This window comes from Nocardioides sp. NPDC127514 (assembly GCF_040302125.1).
GTDB lineage: Bacteria > Actinomycetota > Actinomycetes > Propionibacteriales > Nocardioidaceae > Nocardioides.
Window position 1 is genome coordinate 64707 of sequence record NZ_JBEORF010000025.1, and the last position, 19636, is coordinate 84342.

The window sequence follows — 19636 nt, forward strand, 5'->3', positions numbered from 1 at the left end:
ACGTTGGGCGGGCGTGACAGAGTCGTCCCGTGAGCACTGAATCTTCTTCTTCGCGGCTCGATCTGCCGCTGGCCGGGTTGGCCGCACTGTTCCTCGGGTCGGGGACCCTGCATCTGGTGAGGCCGCAGGTGTTCGAGCCGATCGTGCCGCCGCAGCTGCCGGACGCGCGCAAGGTGGTGGAGGTCTCCGGGGTCGCGGAGATCGTCTGCGGGTTGGGGCTGCTGCACCCGAAGACCCGCCGGATCGCGGGGCTCGCGAGTGCCGCGCTGCTGGTGGGTGTGTTCCCGGCCAACGTGCAGATGAGTGTCGATGCGGGGAAGCGGGCGAACCGGAAGCGGACGCCCAAGTCGGCCGGGTTCTTCGCCGGTACGGTCGCGCGGCTGCCGCTGCAGTGGCCGATGATCAAGGTGGCGCTGCGCGCCGGAAAGGGGACCGGCGCATGACGTACGTTCCTTCGGAGTCGCGCTACGACGCGATGCCGTATCGGCGGACCGGCAACAGTGGCCTGGATCTGCCGGCGGTCAGCCTGGGGCTGTGGCACAACTTCGGTGACGACCTGGCGTTCGAGCGGCAGCGGGCGATCCTGCGTACGGCCTTCGACGCGGGCATCACCCACTTCGACCTGGCCAACAACTACGGCCCGCCCTACGGGTCCGCCGAGGAGAACTTCGGGCGTCACCTGCGCGGCGACTTCGCCCACCTGCGCGACGAGCTGGTGATCTCGACCAAGGCCGGCTGGGACATGTGGCCGGGGCCGTACGGCAAGATCGGCGGCTCTCGGAAGTACCTGATCTCCAGCCTCGACCAGTCGCTGAAGCGGATGGGGCTCGACTACGTCGACATCTACTACCACCACCGTCCTGACCCCAGCACGCCGCTGGAGGAGACGATGGGCGCCCTCGACCAGATCGTGCGGTCCGGGAAGGCGCTCTACGTCGGGCTGAGCTCCTACTCCTCGGCGCTGACCCGGGAGGCGGCGGCGATCCTGCGCGACCTCGGTACGCCGCTGCTGATCCACCAGCCGTCCTACTCGATCCTCAACCGCTGGCTCGAGACCGACGGCCTGCTGGACACTCTCGATGAGGTCGGGGCCGGGGCGATCTCCTTCTCGCCGCTGGCGCAGGGTCTGCTGACGAACAAGTACCTCGGTGGTGGCGGCATCCCGGAGGACTCGCGCGCTGCCAAAGCCCGCTTCCTGACCCCGGAGGCACTCACGCCCGAGACGCTCGCCGGCATCGAGTCGCTCAACGCCCTCGCCGTCGACCGCGGCCAGACGCTCGCTCAGATGGCGCTCGCCTGGGCGCTGCGTGATCCGCGGATGACCTCGGTCGTCATCGGCGCCTCCCGTCCGGAGCAGGTCACCGACTGTATCGGCGCACTCTCCGGCCCCGAGCTGACCTCCGAGGAGCTGGCCAGGATCGACGAGTACGCCGCTGCCACCGGCATCGACCTGTGGAAGCGCGACCGGGTCGAGGGTGACTACCGGGAGATCTTCAACTGACCGCCATCAACGCTCGTCGTCCCAGGCAGCAGAGCTGATCCGCCAGCCGTCGTCGGTGCGTACGAACGACATCGTCTTCATGCCCCTGCCGGTGTGGACCTCGTCGTTCGTGCGCCAGCGCTTCCCGTAAGGGCCCCACCAGTGGGCGATGTCGCCGAAGACGTCGGTACGACCGGGCTCCGGCCACTCCTCGAACTCGCTGATCTCGCCACTGGTCAGGAGCGCGAGGCGCGGGGCGATGAAGGACTCGACGTCGTAGACCTCGATCGGCAGGCCGCAAGTGCGCACCACGGTCGCGCCGGGAAGCATGATCCGGCGCAGATCATCCAGGCGTGCGGCCGCGTCCGGTCCTGAGGTGAAGGCGGAGAAGAACGCATGCACCAGCGTCTCGATCGCGGTCTCGTCCGATGTCGAGGCGGCTTCGCCGCTGGTGATGGTCATGCCCGGAACATAGCCATGCACTCCGGAATCGGCACGCCATTTGGGGGCGCGGAGATCGCCCCGGCCGCTAACCTGCGCTCATGCGGGTCGATGAGTATCTGACGTACGACGCCACCGGGCTGGCGCAGCTGGTCGCTGCCAAGGAGGTGACCGCGGCCGAGGTCCTGGCCGCGGCGCGGGAGCGGGCGGCGGCGGTGAATCCGCGGATCAACGCGATCGTCGCGGACATTCCCGAGGCCGACGCCCAGGTCGCCGGCGACGGCCCGAGCGGGCCGTTCGCCGGGGTGCCGTTCCTGGTGAAGGACCTGGCTCAGGAGTATCAGGGGCACTCGACGACCTACGGCTCGCGGTCGCTCGTCGACGACGTCGCCGAGGAGCACTCCTACTTCACCCAGAGCGCGCTGGACGCCGGCCTGGTGATCTTCGGCAAGACGAACACCCCGGAGTTCGGGTCGAAGGGGATCACCGAGCCGGAGCTGTTCGGCGCCGCCCGCAACCCGTGGAACACCGACCACACGCCCGGCGGCTCGTCGGGTGGCTCCGGCGCCGCGGTAGGCGCCGGGATCGTCCCGGCCGCCGGCGCGAACGACGGCGGCGGGTCCATCCGGATCCCGGCGGCCTGCAACGGCCTGGTCGGTCTGAAGACCACCCGCGGGTTGCTGCCGCTGGGCCCGCAGAGCCTGGATGCCTCCAACGGCTTCGTCGTCCAGGGCGTGGTGACCCGCACGGTCCGCGACGCGGCCGGGCTCTACGACGCGCTCATCGGTGACCAGCCGATGGCGATGATCCACGCGCCGCACCCCAGCGCGGCCTTCTCCGAGGCCATCGCGACCGCGCCGCGCAAGCTCCGGATCGGGTTCACCTCGACGTCCTCCATCTCCGCGCCCGACCCGGAGGCGATCGCGGCCGTCGAGGACGCGGCCAAGGCCCTCGAAGCACTCGGCCACGACGTCGAGGAGGTCGAGGCGCCCTACGACGCCGCCGAGCTCGGCCGCGACTTCCTCACCATCTGGTTCGCCTCCGCCGCTGCCGAGGTCGCCGAGGCCAAGCTCCGCGTCGGAGCCAAGAACGCCGACTTCGAGGCCGACACCCTTGCCGTGGCCGAGCTCGGCCGGGCCGGGGGAGTGGTCGCCGTCGAGCTCGCGCACATCAACCGCCGCAACCATGTACGCCGCCTCAGCGCGTTCCACGAGACGTACGACCTGCTGCTGACTCCGACGTTGGCGAAGCCGCCGCTGAAGGTCGGGCAGCTGACCACGCCGAAGGCGCTCCAGACCGCGGCGCGGGTGCTGCACAAGGTGCACGGCGGGCGGGTCATGCGCGCGACCGGGATGATCGACCAGCTGGTCGCCGAGAACCTCGGCTGGGTGCCCTACACCCAGCTCGCCAACATCACCGGACGCCCGGCGATCTCGGTGCCGACCTACCGGACCGCCGCCGGACTGCCCCTGGGCATCCAGCTCTCCGGTCAGCTCGGCGACGACGGCCTGCTGCTGCAGGTCGCTGCTCAGCTGGAGCAGACGAAGCCGTGGGCAGAGCACTGGCCGACGCTCTGACACCTAGACCGTGAAAGAAAATTTCCTTTCACGCACGAAGCTCGCGCCGGAGCGGCAGTATCGGGGTATGACACCGTCTCCGGACATGCTCATGACCTCTCGGCGCACGCTTCTCGGCGGAACCCTGAGCGGAGTCGCGATGACTCTCCTCGGCGGTGCCGCGGTGGCCTCGACCCCGGAGGACCCCACCAAGGCAACCAGGGCGCTCGCCTCGCTGGCCGGCCAGCCGCCGACGATCACGCCGGACGAGCTGACCTTCACCCCACGCACCGTCCTGCGTCCCGGCCACGCCCGCCAGGTCGGCCTGGACCCGGCGCACATCGCCAGGATCCGCACCGAGCTGACCCGGTTCCTCGAACCGACGACGGAGAACCCCGCCCACCCCCTGTACGCAGGGGCCACCGCGATCGCGGTCAAGGACGGCGTCATCGTCGCCCACGAGAGCGTGGGCAAGGCGCTCCGATACGGCCTCGACGGCACCACCGTCGTCGAGCTCCCGGCCGACCAGCAGGTCGCAGCCGGGCTGGACACGATGTGGGACATCGCCTCGATGTCGAAGCTCTTCACCACGACCGCGATCCTCCAGCTGATGGAGCAGGGCAGCCTCGACCTCGAGGCGCCGGTGGTCACCTACCTGCCCGAGTTCGCGCCGCACGGCAAGGACGCGATCCTCGTACGCCACCTCCTCACCCACGTCTCCGGCCTGCTCGCCGGCCCGTCGCCGTCGCTGTGGGCGGGCTACGACACGTACGAGGAGCGGGTCGCGGCGATCATGGACACGACGCCGACGCATGCGCCCGAGCAGATCTACCGCTACTCCGACATCAACCTGATCACCCTCGGGCTCCTGGTCGAGCGGCTCTCGGGGAAGATGCTCGACGTCTACGTCCGCGACCACGTCACCGAGCCGCTCGGGATGCGCGACACCATGTACAACCCGCCCGCCGACCGCCTCGACCGGGTCGCCGCGACCGAGTACCAGCCCTGGGCCGGTCGCCCGATGATCCGTGGCGAGGTGCACGACGAGAACGCCTGGGCCCTCGGCGGCGTCGCCGGTCACGCGGGCGTCTTCTCGACCGCGGCCGACATGGCCAGGTTCGGTCAGATGTATCTCAACGGCGGCGTCTACAACGGCACCAGGATCCTGGAGGAGGAGACGGTCAGGCTCTCGCTGCGCGACTACACCGGAGCCCGGTTCACCAGCTCCCGCGGCCTCGGCTGGGAGCTCGCCACGACCTGGTACCACGGGCCGATCTGGTCCCCGGTCTCCTTCGGCCACACCGGCTACACCGGCACCAGCATCGTGATGGACCCGATCGGCCACCAGCTCGTCGTGCTGATGACCAACCGCGTCCACCCCAGCCGCGACTGGGGCAGCAACAACCCCTCCCGGCGTGCCGTCTCCGACGCGCTCGGCATGGCCTCGGCGGTCCGCCCGGCGACAGGACGTACGTCGTGGTTCTCGGGTCGCACGAACGCGAAGAAGGCGACGCTCGACGTGCCGCTCGCGGCCACCGACGGCGCGAGGCTCCGCTTCGACTACTACTTCGACACCGAGCCACGTTTCGACTTCGGCCGGCTGCAGTACTCCACCGACGGCACCACCTTCAGCCCGCTGCCCTGGACGCTCGAGGGTGGTGACTGGAGCTGGGAGACCAGCGAGGCGGTCAACGGCTACGGCGGTCGGCGATGGCTGTGCGGCCGCGCCGAGCTCCCGGACGGCACGACCACGGTGCGGTGGACCTACGAGACCGACTCGTCCTCCCAGGGTCGCGGGATCTACGTCGACGGCATCGTGGTCAGCCAGGGGCGGCGTACGTCGTTCGACTCCTCCCGACCGGCCGACGAGGCACGCATCGTCGCCGACGGCTGGGCCCTCAGCGATCGATGACACATCACCGATAGCCTCTGGCCACATGAGCCAGCCGCAGCAGCCGAACCCGTTCCTGGTCAACCAGCTCCGCGACGAAACAGACGCCAAGGCGCTCATCACGAAGGCCGCTGAGTCGACCTCGGCGGGTGCGCCGCGAGGGATCCTGGACGCGATCCGCGACAAGCTCGTGGACCTGGGCCCCGAGCTGGTCGCGGTCTCCCACGACCTCGCCGAGCACCCGGAGACCGGCTTCGAGGAGCACCGGAGCTCGGCCGGGCTGGCCGAGTTCGTCGAGGCTCACGGCATCGAGGTGGCCCGTGGCGCCTACGGTCTCCCGACCGCCCTCTACGCCTCGGCGGGCGGCGCCAAGGACGGCCCGACGATCGCCGTGCTCTCCGAGTACGACGCGCTCCCCGGCATCGGCCACGGCTGCGGCCACAACCTGATCGCCACGGTCGGCGTGGGCGCGTTCCTGGCCATCGCGAGCGTGATCGACCGCGTCGGCGGCCGGGTGATCTGGCTCGGCACCCCGGCCGAGGAGGGCGGTGGCGGCAAGGAGCTGATGGCGCAGAAGGGTGCCTTCGAGGGCGTCGACGCGGCGATCATGGTCCACCCGTTCACCTACGACAGCTCCGAGCCGGTCTTCCTGGGCCGCAGGCAGCTGAAAGTGACGTACGTGGGGGTGCCGGCGCACGCCTCGATCCAGCCGTTCATGGGGCGCAACGCCCTGGACGCCGCCAACCTGCTCTACACCGGCGTCGCGCTCAACCGGCAGCAGATGCCTCCGACCGACCGGGTGCACGCGATCATCACCGACGGCGGCCTGCGCCCCAACGTGATCCCGGAGCACGCCTCGATCGAGTTCTACGTACGCTCCGCCTACCCCGAGACGCTCAAGATCCTCTCCCAGCGGCTGGAGGAGATGGCGATGGGCGCGGCGCTGATGACGGGCTGCGGTGTCGAGTTCAGCTGGGACGAGTCGCCGGTCTACCTGCCGATCCGCAACAACAGCGGGCTGGCGCAGGCGTGGAACCGCCGCTACCAGGAGCGCAACCACACCGTCCTCGCGCCGGGCGTCGTCCCGGACCTGCTCGCCGGGTCCACCGACTTCGGCAACGTCTCCTTCCGGGTCCCCGGCCTGCACGCGATGGTCAAGATCGCCGAGCCCGACGTGTCCCTGCACAGCCGCGAGTTCGCCGCTGCCGCGGTCACGCCGTACGCCGACGAGGTGCTCGTCGATGCCGCCTACGGTCTCGCCGGGGTGGCTGCCGACTACCTCTCGGACGCGAACCTGCGGGAGACGGTCCGCGACGAGTTCGAGGAGGCCGGTGGCGCGGTGGACGCTACCGAATTTTTCGGGTGATTAACGGTTGATGACGATTCGGCGGCGGTAATCCTGTTACCTCTTCACAATCGGAACCCGAAGGGGCATTGTTCCCTTCGTCGATCACTGAGATGGGGAGCCCCGCAATGCCTCGTAACACCCGAAAGCTTCGCCCCGTTGTGGCCGTTGCCGCCGTCGCTCTCGCGGCCGCCGCAGTCGCCACTCCGGTCGCGACATCCGCCTCCGCCAAGCCGGGAAGCAACTTGGTCGATGTCCAGCTGCTCTCGTTCAACGACTTCCACGGCAATCTCGAGGCGCCGTCGGGTTCGAGCGGGCGACTGATCACCGGCCACCACATCGACCCAGCCACCGGCAAGCCGGTCGATGACACCGTCAACGTGGGTGGCGTGGAATACCTCGCCTCCCACCTGGCCGAGGCGCGCAAGGGCCACGATCGTTCCCTGACCGTCGCCGCGGGTGACCTGATCGGCGCCTCGCCGCTGCTCTCGGCCGCCTTCCACGACGAGCCGTCGATCGAGGCGCTCAACAAGCTCGGTCTGGACGTGACCGCGGTCGGCAACCACGAGTTCGACGAGGGCTACAAGGAGCTTCAGCGCATCGCCGACGGCGGCTGCATCGACGACGGCGACGGCGAGGACAACCAGAACTCCTGCGCCGCCCACGAGTACGCGGGCGCCGACTTCGACATCCTCGCCTCCAACGTGATCGAGGACGCGAGCGGCAAGACGATCCTGCCGTCGTACGCCATCAAGGAGGTCGACGGCGTCAAGATCGGCTTCATCGGCATGACCCTGGAGGGCACTCCCGACATCGTCACCGCCGAGGGGGTCAAGGGCCTCACTTTCAAGGACGAGGTCGAGACCGCCAACGCGCTCGTGCCCAAGCTGAAGAAGAAGGGCGTCAAGGCGATCGTCACCCTGATCCACGAGGGTGCCAACCTGCCGCGGGAGAAGTGGACCGACCCCGCCACCGGCACGGTCTACGACGTCAACGCCAGGTACGACTACACCTGCGAGGGCGGCGGCGAGCTCGTCGCCGGCTCGCCGATCGTGCCGATCGCCCAGAACCTCGACCCCGAGATCGACATGGTGGTCACCGGGCACACCCACAACCCCTACGTCTGCGACGTACCGGACCCCGAGGGCAAGTCCCGCCTGATCACCTCGGCCTCGTCGTTCGGCCGGCTCTACACCGAGACCAACCTGAAGTACAACCTCAAGTCGCGCGACATCGTCCGCTCGTCGGTCAAGGGCTCGAACCTTCTCGTCACCCGTGACGTGGCCAAGGCCCCCGAGCAGACCACGCTGATCAACACCTACAAGGAGCTGGTCACCCCGATCGCCTCTCGGGTGCTCGGTTCGATCTCCGGTGACGTCACCCGCACCACCAACGCCTCCGGCGAGAGCGCCCTCGGTGACCTGATCGCCGACGCCCAGCTCGCCGACCAGTCGACGGTCGTCAACGGGCAGACGCCGGTGATCGCGTTCATGAACCCGGGCGGCATCCGTGCTGACCTGACCGCGACCAACTCGCCCTACGGCGAGGCTGTCGGTGAGGTCACCTACGACGAGGCGTTCACGGTCCAGCCGTTCAACAACTACCTCGTCTCGCTGACCATGACCGGCCAGGACATCTACGACCTCCTCACCCAGCAGGTCACCGGTGCCAACGCCGCGTCCCACAAGATCCTGCAGGTATCGGAGGGCTTCTCCTATCAGATCAGCCCCTCGGGTCCGGTCGACGGTTCGGTCACGCTCAACGGCCAGCCGATCGACAAGGCCGCGTCCTACCGGGTCGTGACCAACAACTTCCTGCAGGGCGGCGGTGACGCCTTCGCGGCCTTCACCAAGGGCACCGACCCCTACTACGGCGGCCTCGACATCGACGCCTTCTCCGCCTACCTGGAGGCCAACTCGCCCTACACGCCGGGCCCGCTCGACCGCATCACCGGGACCCACTGAACGAGAGTTCGTTCGTACGCAGCGGGCCCGACCAGCTCTGAGCTGGTCGGGCCCGCTGTCATGTCGGCGCCCTCATCGTCAGCCCACCGACGAGTGCCGTCGCGGACGCGGCTGCCGGAGTGATGCGACTGTCGGGGATCCCGCAGGCGCGCAGGCACGTCGAGGCGATGACGGCGGCGGTCGCGTCGTCGATCGGCACACCGCTGCTGCGGAGGCTCGTGGTGACCTCGACCAGATGCATGAGCATCTCGCCGAGGTGGCCCGGCTCGGCCGCCGTTGCGATGCCGGGCATCGCGGCCCGGGTGGCGAGCCGCCCGTAGGCGTCGGCGAGCTCGGCGCGAATGCTGCGAAAGGCATCGAACGCCTCGCTGCTGGTCACGTCGGGATGGGTGGCCAGCGTGCCGATGTTGTCCGGCGCCTCGGCGAGCGTGTGGATGTCGACGAGGGCCAGCAGGTAGAGCGCGGCCTCGGGGCCCGCGGACGCGGTCAGCTGCTCGATCTGGTCGACCCGATCGACGGTGGGTCGGACGGATCGCTCCAAGAGCTCCGCGAGGATCTCGTCCTTGCCGGTGAAGTGGTAGTAGAGCGATGCCTGCCGGATCCCGACCTTGTCGGCGATCTCCCGGGTCGAGGTGGCCGCGAAGCCCTTGGTCACGAACAGCTGCGCCGCGGCGTGAAGCACCTGTTCGCGCGGTGGGGCGGCCGTGTTCGAGGGGACGAGGCGCGGTCGTCCGGGCTGGGTGCGTCGGATGCTCATCGAGGTCCTGCCTTCCTGTCGACGTCGACCCCGGACTCATTGGAGCATAATATTTCGATCTTGCCAATCATGATGTGCATCTGGACGTACGGTATGCCCATCGGGCACGATGGTGGTTCGCCGAACCAGTCGAAGTCGTCGAAGGAGGCTGTCGCCGTGCCCCGCCCCAGCCGCCGAGCCCGTGAAGCGCTGACCGAGGCGCTCCGTGATGCCCGTCGCGCCGCCGGCCTGACCGGATCCGGCCTGGCGGATGCTCTGGGCTCGGGCTGGTCCCAGCCCAAGGTGTCGAAGATCGAGTCCGGCCGGCAGTCGGTCTCCGAGGCCGAGGTCCGTGCCTGGGCGGCCGCGGTGGGCGCCGACCGGGAGATGCTGCTCGCGCTGCGCGCCCGCGCCGACCAGGAGCATGCCGCGTTCCGCGACGCTCATCCGACCGGCGGTGGTGCGGAGCAGCATCAGGATGCGTACGCAGCGACCGAGGTGGCCACCAAGGTCCTGACCAGCTACCAGCCGCACAGTGTCCCCGAGCTGTTGCAGACACCCGACTACGCGCGTGCCCTCTTGGCGCTGGCGGGTGGTTCGCGCGACCGGGACGAGGTTGCCGGGGAGGTCTCCCACGTGATCGCGGCCAGGCTCCGTCGCTCGGCGATCCTCTATGAGCCCGGCCGGACGATCACCATCCTGGTCGGTGAGGCCGCTCTCCATCACCTGGTGGGCTCGCCCGACATCATGCGTGCCCAGATCGAGCACATCGCCAACCTGGCGACCACCACCCAGGCGACCATCGGGATCGTCCCCTTCGAGAGCTTCCCCGTTCTGGTCCAGCACGGCTGGGACCAGCGGGACCGGATCGTCACCCTCGAGACCAGCGCCGGCGACCTCGAGATCGCCGACCCGGTCGAGGTCGCCCGCTACGAGCGCTGGACGCAGCTCCTGCTCGAGCATGCGCTGACAGGCGCGGCGGCCGCCGAGCGATGCGCCCGGATCATCAGCGAGCGCGGAAGGTCGTCGGCGCGGCTGGGCGACCACGAATAGGACACGGCCGCCGCTCCGGTAGACTCCCGGCGGGCCGTTAGCTCAGTTGGTAGAGCAGTGGACTTTTAATCCATGGGTCGTCGGTTCGAGACCGACACGGCCTACACCGGGCTCGAGCCCCGAGCCGCATATGCGACTCGGGGCTCGGCTGCTTGTTGAGGGTCAGCGGGACTCTTCTTGCGGCAGCGGACGGCTGCTGATCGAGTCGGTGATCGCGGCGGCGGTCTCGACGAACGCCGCTGCCTGCTCCTCGGTCAGCGTGCCCGCCGAGGCTCCCTCCAGGCTCTGCCACAGAGCGGTGATGGGCTCCCGCATGGCGCGGCCCTTGTCCGTGAGGTGGACGACCATCACCCGCCGGTCGTGCTCGGCCGGTTCGCGGACCAGCAGGCGCGCCTCCTGCATGCGGCGCAGGGACTTGGAGACGGTGGAGTGGTCGAGGCCGACGCTCTCGAGTAGCTCGGACTGGGTCTGGCCTTCGCGGTCCAGCAGCTGCATCAGGAGCAGTTCCTGGCCGGGGTGCAGGTCCATCTTGCGCAGCAGGGCGCCGGCGTACGCGCGGTGGGCGCGGGCGAGTTGGAAGATCGCGTAGCTCATCGGCCCGCCTGCGGCAGTGGTGGGAATCTCGGGCATGGTCTCCGCTTCTTCAGCCGGTGTGGGTGGGGTAGTCGGTGTAGCCGACCGCTCCGCCACCGTAGAAGGTCGCCGGGTCGGGTGTGTTCAACTCTGCCCCGACGCGCAGCCGCTCGACCAGGTCGGGGTTGGCAAGCGCCAGTGCGCCGACGGAGACCAGGTCGGCCGTGCCGTTGTCGACGTCCTTGGCGCGAGTGGGGATGTCGGCGCCGGGCCGGTTGAGGATCAGGGTGCCGGGCCACTCCGCGCGGAGCCTGTCGAGCAGCGCCTCGTCGCCGCCATGCAGCAGGTGCAGGTAGGCCAGTTCCATCGGGCGCAGCGCCTCGACAAGCGCCGGGTACAGCTCGTGGGTGTCGGACTCGACGATGTCGTTGTACGGGTTTCCGGGCGAGATACGGATGCCGGTGCGCTCGGGGCCGATCTCGTCGGCCACCGCGGCGACAACCTCCACCGCGAAGCGGATACGGGCCTCGATCGAGCCGCCGTAGCGGTCTGTGCGCTGGTTGGCGTTGTCGGAGAGGAACTGGTGGATCAGGTAGCCGTTGGCGCCGTGGATCTCCACGCCGTCCGCGCCCGCCGCAACCGCCGCAGCGGCCGCGCGCCGGAAGTCCTCGACGGTCTCGGTGACCTCCTGCGTCGAGAGCGCACGGGGCTCCGGCATCTCCTGAGGGCCGGAGGCGGTGAACATCACGCCGGCTGGGCGGATCGCCGAGGGCGCGACGGCCCGGCGGTGGTGCGGAGTGTTGTCGGGGTGAGAGATCCGGCCGACGTGCATCAGCTGGATGAACACCCGGCTGCCTGCCCCGTGCACCGCATCGGTGACCTTGCGCCACCCGGCGATCTGGTCGTCGTTGTAGATACCAGGGGTGAGCAGGTAGCCCTGGCCGTCAGCGGAGGGCTGGGTGCCCTCGGTGATGATCAGCGCCTTGGAGGCGCGCTGTGCGTAGTACTCGGCATTCAGGTCCGTCGGCACGCCCTCCCGGGTGGAGCGGTCACGGGTCATGGGGGCCATGACCAGACGGTGTGGCAGAGAGGCGCCGCCGAGGGTGATCGGGGCCCACAGGGATTCGAACATGAGAGTCTCTTTCGGTGAACGCGGTGGCCCGGATGGCCACCGCAACAGGTGGGTGGGGGACGGGGCGGTCAGTCGACGGTGAGGACGAGCTTGCCGCGTACGTGTCCGGCGTCGCTGGCCTGCTGGGCGTCGGCCGCCTTGGCGAGCGGGTACGCCGTGACGGTGGTGGTCAGCGTTCCGGCCGCGGCGTCCTGAGCCGCGGCGGCCAGGCGTTCGACGGGGTGGTCTCCGCCGCCGGGCGAGAAGGCGACGCCGAGCTTGCCCGCACTGAAGTCGGCGATGGTGACGATGCGCTCGGTGCCGCCACGCAGGGTGATGGAGTCGGGCAGGGCGCCCTTGCCCGCCAGATCGAAGACCGCGTCCACGCCGTCGGGACCCAGGGCCCGCACCCGCTCGACCAGTCCCTCGCCGTAGGTGGTCGGGGTCGCGCCGAGCGAGGTGAGGTAGTCCTGGTTCGAGGCGCCGGCCGTGGCGATCACGCGGGCGCCGCGGGCGGTCGCGAGTTGGACGGCCACGGTGCCGACCGCTCCGGAGGCACCGTGCATCAGCACTGTCTCCCCGGCGGTCACCCCCAGCTCGTCCAGGACCCGTTCGGCGGTCTCGCTGGCGACCGGCAGTGCGGCCGCTTCCTCCCAGGAGAGGTCTGCGGGCTTGGGGGCCACGGCGGTGGCCAGTGCGTACTCGGCGTACGAGCCGGTGTCCGCCCAGCCGAGCACCTCGTCGCCGACCTGTACGTCGCTCACGCCCTCACCGAGCGCGTCGACCACCCCTGCGACCTCGGCACCGGGGATGGCGGGGAACGTCGTCGGGAACACGGCCTCGAGCACCCCGGCGCGCTTCTTGCCGTCCAGCGCGTTCACCCCGGCGGCCTTGACGCGTACCAGGACCTGGCCGCGGCCGGGCTGCGGGACTTCGACGTCCGCCTCGTGCAGCACATCCGGACCGCCGAACTCATCGAAAATGATCGCTTTCATGAACACTCCACTTCGGGTCGCGTTGCTCTGGCGAATAATGTGGCCAGCCACATATCCACCATAACAGCAATCATGTGGCTAGCCAAGTATTGAGCCGGAGGGCGGAGTCGGCCGGTCTCGCGTGGGCAGGAAGCTGCCTCGGGACCCGTGGTCGTACGTCCCGCTGAGCGGTCGTTTCACGGCTCTGTTGCGCAACCTTCACCGCTTCGCGCGTAAAACGATCGGTCAAGGGGGGTTCGCAGCGGCGCGTGAGTTGCTAGTGTCACTCCCGCAACAGGTGCAAGTTCCAGAAGGTCTGACGCCTGCGGAGTTTGTGATCCAACGGCGTTTCTGCTCTGTGCCCGCCCGGACCCCGGTCCGGGAACACAGGTCGGAGCGACGTGTCACCCGCCCCTGATGCGGGGCTACCGAACCTGGTGGCCTCTCGCCCCGACTAAGGAGTAACGAGCAGATGGCTCAGGGCACCGTTAAGTGGTTCAACGCCGAGAAGGGTTTCGGCTTCATTGCGCAGGAGGACGGCGGCGACGACGTCTTCGTTCACTACTCTGCTATCCAGACCAACGGCTACAAGTCGCTGGACGAGAACCAGAAGGTCGAGTTCGACGTCACCCAGGGCCCGAAGGGCCCGCAGGCGGAGAACGTTCGCCCTCTCTGAGGATCTATGAGTAGCTAAGGCGATCTCGGGTTCGGCACCTGCCGACATTTGATCATCTGCAACGAGGCCCCAGCCGTTCGGCTGGGGCCTCGTGGTCTGATTGGAGCCCTCTCAGGCTTCTGTGTCACGCTTGATGTGACAACTTTTGATGGTTCTTGGTGGATCAGCGCGCAGATCCACCAGGACTGGGCGATGATGTGAAGACGAGCTTTGTGAGCGTGACGTGAGGAGGCGGCGAGCGTGGCTGATCAGTTCGATGTGACGCTGGAAGATCCCGAGCTGCTCCTCGAGGTCGAGCTCACGACCAATCTCATCGTCGCCGCCAGCGAGTCCGAGGATCACCTCTCCCAAGAGGAGATCGACCGCATCCTCGGGATCATCCCCTAAGCACGTCAGCAGGTCGCGAAGAGCAGCGGCCCGTTCGCCAGGTCGGAGAGCACGGCCGTGCCGTCCTTCGGCCGCAGCTGCATGGTGACGACCTCGTCCTCTGCCGCGACCTTGCCGAGCTCGAACCGCTCGTCGAAGGTGCCGCCCTGGCCGGGCGCCGGGCCGACGGCGAGCTTGGCCCGTGTGTCGGCGTTCGTACGCGCCTGGTCGTCGTTCTCGAACGACATGGCGACACGTACGTCCCCGTTCGACTCGGCTGCCATGGCGAAGCCCGCGATCGGGTTGATGTCGCCCGCGGCGTCGACGAGGCCGTCTGCCTGGTCCTGGTCCGCGGCCGAGGCGCCGCCCAGACCGATCTCGGTGCAGGTGAAGTCGCCGTCGTACACGAACGCCGAGAGAGGGTTGCCGAGCCGGTCGGCGGCACCCGTCATCGGCTCGTGCAGGTCGCCGTCGCCGAGGCTCTCGACCTGGTCGCTCAGATATCGCCGGCCGTCCGAGGCGAGGATGAGGTCATCCTCGGGCAGGAAGGCGATGTAGGTGAGCTGCGGGCTGATCGTCGAGTCGATGCCGGAGTCCGTGAAGCTGGAGAACGGGACCAGGGTGCCGTCCCAGACACCACCGTCCGCTGGGTCGTCCTCGGGAGCGGTGAACCCCATCGACGTGAGCTGTTCGACGAGATGGTCGGCGTCCATGTCCTCGAGGTGCCCGACCATGAGCGCTCCCTCGGTCGACTGGGTGTAGAGCTCCCAGTCGAGGGTCGCGGGCGACCAGCCGAAGTGCTGCTGCAGCAGGCCGGAGGCGTCGGGAAGCACCGAGGTCGAGGTGAGGTCCTTCGTATAGGCCTCGTCGATCATCTCGTGGACCTCCTCCGGTGTGGAGTCGGCGTCGAGGTCGGTACCTACGCTCTCGCGGATTCCCGTCCAGTCGGTGAAGGAGACCCGGGTCGCCTCGGCTGGGGCCAGCCGCAGGGCCTCGTCGAGGTCGCCCCCACGCGTCGCCCATGCGCGGGCGAGGAAGATGACGAGCGCAACGACGACGACGCCCACCGCGATGGTCACCAAGGGGTGGGCGCGTACGACTCGGGATGAGCGGTCTGCCCACGTCCTGGGGCGGCTGAGAAGCTGGGGGGTGCGGAGCATTGCGAGGAACCTTAGACGAATCAGCCGCCTTCTCGACATACCCTGTGCGCATGCCCGAGATCCCGGCCGCCGGCGTAGTGGTTTTTCGCGAGCACGACGACCTGTCGGAGGTGGCGCTGGTTCACAGACCCAAGTACGACGACTGGTCCTTTCCCAAGGGGAAGGTCGACCCCGGCGAGACGGTGCCGGTGGCCGCGATCAGGGAGGTGCGTGAGGAGACCGGCCTGAGGGTCGCGCTCGGTCGCCCGCTCCAGCAGCAGCGCTATCCCGTCGATGCGGGGCAGAAGGTGGTCCACTACTGGGTCGGCCGCACCGCTGTGGGCACCGACGACGATGTCGAGGGCTACCTGATCAACGACGAGATCGATGACGTCGAGTGGCTGCCGGTGGACGAGGCGCGCCAGCGGCTCACCTACCCGCACGATCGGGCGACGCTGCAGCAGGCCGAGGACGTACGCGAGCCGACCACGCCCCTGGTGGTCCTCCGTCACGCCGCCTCCGTCGGCCGTTCGGCCTGGTCCGGGGCAGACCCGGAGCGGCCGCTCGACGACACCGGACGGGCTCAGGCGGTCACTCTGGCTGGCCTGCTGATGGCCTACGACATCCGCCGGGTGATCACCTCGCCGAGCGTTCGCTGCACGCAGTCCGTCGCGCCGTACGCAGGGCTCGCCGGCCTCGCGTCTGAGCAGATGAGACTGCTGAGCGAGGAGGGTGCAGAGGAAGGTAGCGTGTCGGCCCTGGCTGCGGAAACCCTGCGTGACCTGGCCGTTCCGACGGTGATCTGCACGCACCGACCAGTGCTGCCGTGGGTCTTCGAGGGGCTGGGCATGCGTGACCCGAAGCTGGCGAAGGGCGAGCTGATGGTGCTGCACGTGCGCGCAGGTGAAGTGCGTGCTGTTGAGGCATTTCAGGTCTAACAGAGGCTTGAGGCCTGCCTGTTCATCTCCTGTGCCCGGAACTGACACTGATTTGCCACCGACTTTGTGTTCCTCGTTCAGCCTGTGTTCACCTTCACCGAGTTTCCCGTCCACCTCGGCTCCTTACGGTCATCGCGACAACTCCGAATCGACTGCATCATCAATCAGGAGACTTGCGTGAACACCACCTCGCTGCGCCGGGCACTCGTCCCGGGCATCACGGCTGCGGCCCTTGCTCTTGCGATCAGCGCCTGCGGCGCCGCCAACGAGCAGCCCACCGACGGCGACGGGGAAGGCACCCTCTCGGGCACCATCAAGGGTGGCGGAGCCTCCTCGCAGGAAAAGGGCCAGGCGGCATGGGTCGCCGGCATCCAGGACGCCAACCCCGACCTCAGCGTCGTCTACGAGCCCGTGGGCTCCGGCTCGGGTCGTGAGGGCTTCATCACCGGTGGTTACCTCTTCGCCGGCACTGACTCCGCTCTCAACGACGACGAGGGCGAGCTGAGCAAGGCCAAGGAGCAGTGCGGCGCCGACCCGATCCAGGTCCCGGGCTACGTCTCGCCGATCGCCGTTGTCTTCAACGTCGAGGGTGTCGACGAGCTCAACCTCGACGCCAAGACGATTGCCAGCATCTTCTCCGGCAAGATCACCAAGTGGAACGACCCGGCGATCGCCGCCACGAACCCGGACGCCAAGCTTCCGGACACCGCGATCACCCCGGTCCACCGCTCCGACGACTCGGGCACCCAGGAGAACTTCACCGAGTACCTCGCGGCCGCCGGTGGCTGGACCGAGGAGCCCTCCGGTGAGTGGCCCGCCTCGATCAAGGGTGGCGAGGGCGGCGACGGCACCTCCGGTGTCGTGACCGCCATGCAGGGTGCCGGCTACATCGGCTTCATGGACGAGTCCGCGGCGCGCGAGAACGACCTCGCCACGGTCAAGGTCAAGGTCGGCGAGGACTTCGTCGAGCCGACCGCCGAGGCCGCTGCCAAGATCCTGGCCGCCTCGAAGCCGGTCGGCACCAGCGACAACGACATGGCCGTCGAGGTCGCCCGTACGACCACCGAGGCCGGCGTCTACCCGGTCGTGCTGGTCTCCTACCTGCTGGCCTGCCCGACCTACGAGAACGCCGAGGACGCGGCCAACGTGAAGGGCTACCTGGAGTACATCCTCTCCGAGGAGGGCCAGGAGGTCGCCGCCGAGGAAGCCGGCTCCGCACCGCTCGACCGTGAGACCGCCGACAAGGCTCTCGACCTGGTCGGCGGCATCAAGTAAGTGCCGGTACGTCTGATCTGATCGCCGTTCGGGCGGTGGCTGCGGCCGCCGCCCGTACGGCTGTCTTGAGAACCGAAACAAGAAAGTCGAGGAATGCCTTGTGACTGTCGCCGCTGACCCCGGCGCCGACCCTGGCGTTGACCCGAAGTCGGAGCTGTCCGGCCGTGGCTCGATGGGTGATGTCGTCTTCCGAGGCCTCGCCGTCATCGCCGCCACTCTCATCATGGTGGCGCTGGCAGCCGTCTTCATCTTCCTGGGCATCGAGGGCATCCCGGGCTTCAGCGTGGACGAGCAGCACTACGCCGGCCAGGGCTCGTTCCTGGGCCTGGTGGTGCCGCTGCTGTTCGCGACCATGTACGCGGCCGTGCTGGCCCTGATCGTCGCGGTCCCCTTCAGCGTGGCGATCGCGCTCTTCATCAGCCACTACGCCCCGCGCCGGATCGCCACCCCCGTTGCGTACGTCATCGATCTGCTCGCCGCGGTCCCGTCGGTCGTCTTCGGCCTGTGGGGTGCGGTGGTGCTCGGTCCGTACCTGGTGCCGGCCCATGCCTGGCTCTCCGAGAACATGGCCTGGCTGCCGTTCTTCGACGGCCAGCCCTCCGGCAACGGCCGTACGCTGTTCACCGCAGCGATCGTGCTGGCCGTGATGATCCTGCCGATCATCACCTCGATCTGTCGCGAGGTCTTCGCGCAGACGCCGCGACTGCACGAGGAGGCGGCGCTGGCGCTCGGCGCGACGCGCTGGGAGATGATCCGCTACGCGGTCTTCCCCTACGCCCGCTCCGGGATGGTCTCCGCGGTCATGCTCGGCCTCGGCCGAGCTCTCGGCGAGACCATGGCGATCGCGATGATCGTCTCTCCGAAGGTGCTCATCTCGCTGTTCATCATCGGCACCAACAACCCGCAGACCATCGCGGCGCACATCGCCCAGGGCTACAAGGAGAGCACGCCGGACCGGCTCTCCGTGCTGATCGCGACCGGCCTCGTGCTGTTCGCCTTCACCTTCCTGGTCAACGCGCTCGCCCGCTGGATCGTCGCCCGAGGGAGGGCCAAGTGACCAACACCGAACCTTCTCTGAACGAGCCGCAGCTGTCCCACGCCACGCTCCCGCGTGGTGCCCAGTGGCTGGTCGGCGTCGCCGCGGTCGCCCTGGGCGGCCTGGCCCTGGTGCTCGGTGTGGGCATCGTCGGGGCAGCCGTCATCGCCGTGCTCGGGTTCCTGATCGGCTACCCGCTGTGGGCGCTGCTGGTGGAGAACAGGCGCTCGGCGACCGACAAGCTCGTCACCGGCCTGGTGTGGACGTCCTTCGCGGTCGCGGTCATCCCGCTGATCTGGCTGGTCTACACGGTTGTCTCCAGGGGCGCCGCGACCCTCAGCCCGGAGTTCCTCACCTACTCGATGCGTTCGGTCACCGGCGACGAGCAGGGCGGTCTCTACCACGCACTGATCGGCACCTTGATCGTCACCGGCATCGCCGCGGTGATCTCGATCCCGATCGGCATCATGACCGCGATCTACCTGATCGAGTACGGCAAGGGCAACCGCCTCGCCAAGACGATCACCTTCCTGGTCGACGTGATGACCGGCATCCCGTCGATCGTCGCCGGCCTGTTCGCGTTCGCGCTCTTCACCCTCCTCGTCGGACCGGGCACGCGCTTCGGCTTTGGCGGCGGTATCGCGCTCTCGCTGCTGATGATCCCGACCGTCGTCCGCTCGACCGAGGAGATGCTGAAGCTGGTCCCCGACGACCTGCGCGAGGCTGCGTACGCCCTCGGGGTGCCGAAGTGGCGCACCATCACCAAGATGGTGCTCCCGACCGCGATCGGCGGCATCGTCACCGGTGTCGTGCTCTCGATCTCGCGAGTGATCGGCGAGACCGCGCCGCTGCTGGTCGCCTCGGGCTTCAACCCGAACATGAACACCAGCGCCTTCGAGGACAGCCCGATGATGACCGTGCCGGTCTTCATCTACACCCAGCTGTCCGAGGCCACGGCGAAGGGCGTCGAGTACGCCTGGGGTGGAGCACTGGTGCTCTTCATCCTCGTCATGGTCCTCAACCTCATCGCCCGTATCGTCGGCACGATCTTCGCCCCCAAGACCGGGCGCTAGGAGAAACAC

19 protein-coding genes and 1 tRNA gene are annotated in these 19636 nt (G+C 68.6%); 14 read left to right on the forward strand and 6 right to left on the reverse strand.

The window, feature by feature from the left end:
- Positions 1-29 precede the first annotated feature (29 nt).
- Positions 30-443, forward strand: a complete 414-nt coding sequence (locus tag ABTX24_RS20000) for a DoxX family protein (protein WP_350842039.1) — start codon at positions 30-32, stop codon at positions 441-443.
- A complete protein-coding gene (gene mgrA, locus ABTX24_RS20005; RefSeq protein ID WP_350842041.1) occupies positions 440-1501 on the forward strand; it encodes an L-glyceraldehyde 3-phosphate reductase in 1062 nt (353 codons plus the stop codon). The genes ABTX24_RS20000 and mgrA overlap by 4 nt, the downstream gene beginning before the upstream one ends.
- A 6-nt stretch (positions 1502-1507) precedes the next feature.
- On the opposite strand, the gene ABTX24_RS20010 is transcribed toward mgrA, so the two are convergent.
- A complete protein-coding gene (locus ABTX24_RS20010) occupies positions 1508-1942 on the reverse strand; it encodes a DUF4440 domain-containing protein (RefSeq protein ID WP_160026738.1) in 435 nt (144 codons plus the stop codon).
- Between the two features lie 80 nt (positions 1943-2022).
- Between ABTX24_RS20010 and ABTX24_RS20015 the strand changes: the two genes are divergently transcribed.
- From ABTX24_RS20015 to ABTX24_RS20030, 4 genes are all read left to right on the forward strand, one after another.
- On the forward strand, positions 2023-3498 hold the full coding sequence (locus tag ABTX24_RS20015) for an amidase (protein WP_350842043.1): 1476 nt from the start codon (positions 2023-2025) through the stop codon (positions 3496-3498).
- Between the two features lie 67 nt (positions 3499-3565).
- Entirely contained in the window at positions 3566-5389 is a 1824-nt protein-coding gene (locus tag ABTX24_RS20020) for a serine hydrolase domain-containing protein (RefSeq protein ID WP_350842045.1), read from the forward strand.
- A 25-nt stretch (positions 5390-5414) separates the two neighbouring features.
- On the forward strand, positions 5415-6734 hold the full coding sequence (locus ABTX24_RS20025; RefSeq protein WP_350842047.1) for a M20 family metallopeptidase: 1320 nt from the start codon (positions 5415-5417) through the stop codon (positions 6732-6734).
- A gap of 107 nt (positions 6735-6841) precedes the next feature.
- Positions 6842-8677, forward strand: coding sequence for a bifunctional metallophosphatase/5'-nucleotidase (locus ABTX24_RS20030; protein ID WP_350842049.1), 1836 nt, complete (start codon positions 6842-6844; stop codon positions 8675-8677).
- Between the two features lie 58 nt (positions 8678-8735).
- On the opposite strand, the gene ABTX24_RS20035 is transcribed toward ABTX24_RS20030, so the two are convergent.
- Positions 8736-9434, reverse strand: a complete 699-nt coding sequence (locus tag ABTX24_RS20035; protein ID WP_350842051.1) for a TetR/AcrR family transcriptional regulator — start codon at positions 9432-9434, stop codon at positions 8736-8738.
- A gap of 156 nt (positions 9435-9590) precedes the next feature.
- On the opposite strand from ABTX24_RS20035, the gene ABTX24_RS20040 reads away from it, so the two are divergent.
- Together ABTX24_RS20040 and ABTX24_RS20045 are read left to right on the forward strand one after the other, a co-directional pair.
- Entirely contained in the window at positions 9591-10466 is an 876-nt protein-coding gene (locus ABTX24_RS20040) for a helix-turn-helix domain-containing protein (RefSeq protein WP_350842053.1), read from the forward strand.
- A gap of 31 nt (positions 10467-10497) precedes the next feature.
- A tRNA-Lys gene (locus tag ABTX24_RS20045) sits at positions 10498-10570 on the forward strand.
- A 58-nt stretch (positions 10571-10628) separates the two neighbouring features.
- On the opposite strand, the gene ABTX24_RS20050 is transcribed toward ABTX24_RS20045, so the two are convergent.
- The 3 genes from ABTX24_RS20050 to ABTX24_RS20060 all read right to left on the reverse strand — a co-directional run bounded on the left by ABTX24_RS20050 (position 10629) and on the right by ABTX24_RS20060 (position 13145).
- A complete protein-coding gene (locus ABTX24_RS20050) occupies positions 10629-11096 on the reverse strand; it encodes a MarR family winged helix-turn-helix transcriptional regulator (protein WP_350842055.1) in 468 nt (155 codons plus the stop codon).
- A gap of 13 nt (positions 11097-11109) precedes the next feature.
- Positions 11110-12171, reverse strand: a complete 1062-nt coding sequence (locus tag ABTX24_RS20055) for an alkene reductase (RefSeq protein WP_350842057.1) — start codon at positions 12169-12171, stop codon at positions 11110-11112.
- A gap of 68 nt (positions 12172-12239) precedes the next feature.
- A complete protein-coding gene (locus tag ABTX24_RS20060) occupies positions 12240-13145 on the reverse strand; it encodes an NADP-dependent oxidoreductase (RefSeq protein WP_350842059.1) in 906 nt (301 codons plus the stop codon).
- 451 nt (positions 13146-13596) lie between these two features.
- On the opposite strand from ABTX24_RS20060, the gene ABTX24_RS20065 reads away from it, so the two are divergent.
- Positions 13597-13800 (forward strand): cold-shock protein, encoded by a 204-nt coding sequence (locus ABTX24_RS20065; protein WP_045548871.1) that lies wholly within the window; start codon positions 13597-13599, stop codon positions 13798-13800.
- A gap of 240 nt (positions 13801-14040) precedes the next feature.
- Positions 14041-14187 carry a hypothetical protein gene (locus ABTX24_RS20070; protein ID WP_165111317.1) on the forward strand — a complete coding sequence of 49 codons (147 nt, stop codon included), beginning with the start codon at positions 14041-14043 and terminating at the stop codon, positions 14185-14187.
- 5 nt (positions 14188-14192) lie between these two features.
- Here the strand turns inward: ABTX24_RS20070 and ABTX24_RS20075 are convergent, their stop codons facing one another.
- Positions 14193-15326 carry a hypothetical protein gene (locus tag ABTX24_RS20075; RefSeq protein ID WP_350842061.1) on the reverse strand — a complete coding sequence of 378 codons (1134 nt, stop codon included), beginning with the start codon at positions 15324-15326 and terminating at the stop codon, positions 14193-14195.
- A 50-nt stretch (positions 15327-15376) separates the two neighbouring features.
- On the opposite strand from ABTX24_RS20075, the gene ABTX24_RS20080 reads away from it, so the two are divergent.
- The 4 genes from ABTX24_RS20080 (at position 15377) to pstA (ending at position 19627) form a co-directional block, all read left to right on the forward strand.
- Positions 15377-16243 (forward strand): NUDIX hydrolase, encoded by an 867-nt coding sequence (locus ABTX24_RS20080; protein ID WP_350842063.1) that lies wholly within the window; start codon positions 15377-15379, stop codon positions 16241-16243.
- A gap of 177 nt (positions 16244-16420) precedes the next feature.
- Positions 16421-17518: a phosphate ABC transporter substrate-binding protein PstS gene (locus ABTX24_RS20085; RefSeq protein ID WP_350842064.1), complete on the forward strand. Its 1098-nt coding sequence runs from the start codon at positions 16421-16423 to the stop codon at positions 17516-17518.
- 100 nt (positions 17519-17618) lie between these two features.
- A complete protein-coding gene (pstC, locus tag ABTX24_RS20090) occupies positions 17619-18575 on the forward strand; it encodes a phosphate ABC transporter permease subunit PstC (protein ID WP_201451212.1) in 957 nt (318 codons plus the stop codon).
- Positions 18572-19627, forward strand: coding sequence for a phosphate ABC transporter permease PstA (gene pstA / locus ABTX24_RS20095; RefSeq protein ID WP_160026751.1), 1056 nt, complete (start codon positions 18572-18574; stop codon positions 19625-19627). The genes pstC and pstA overlap by 4 nt, the downstream gene beginning before the upstream one ends.
- Positions 19628-19636 lie beyond the last annotated feature (9 nt).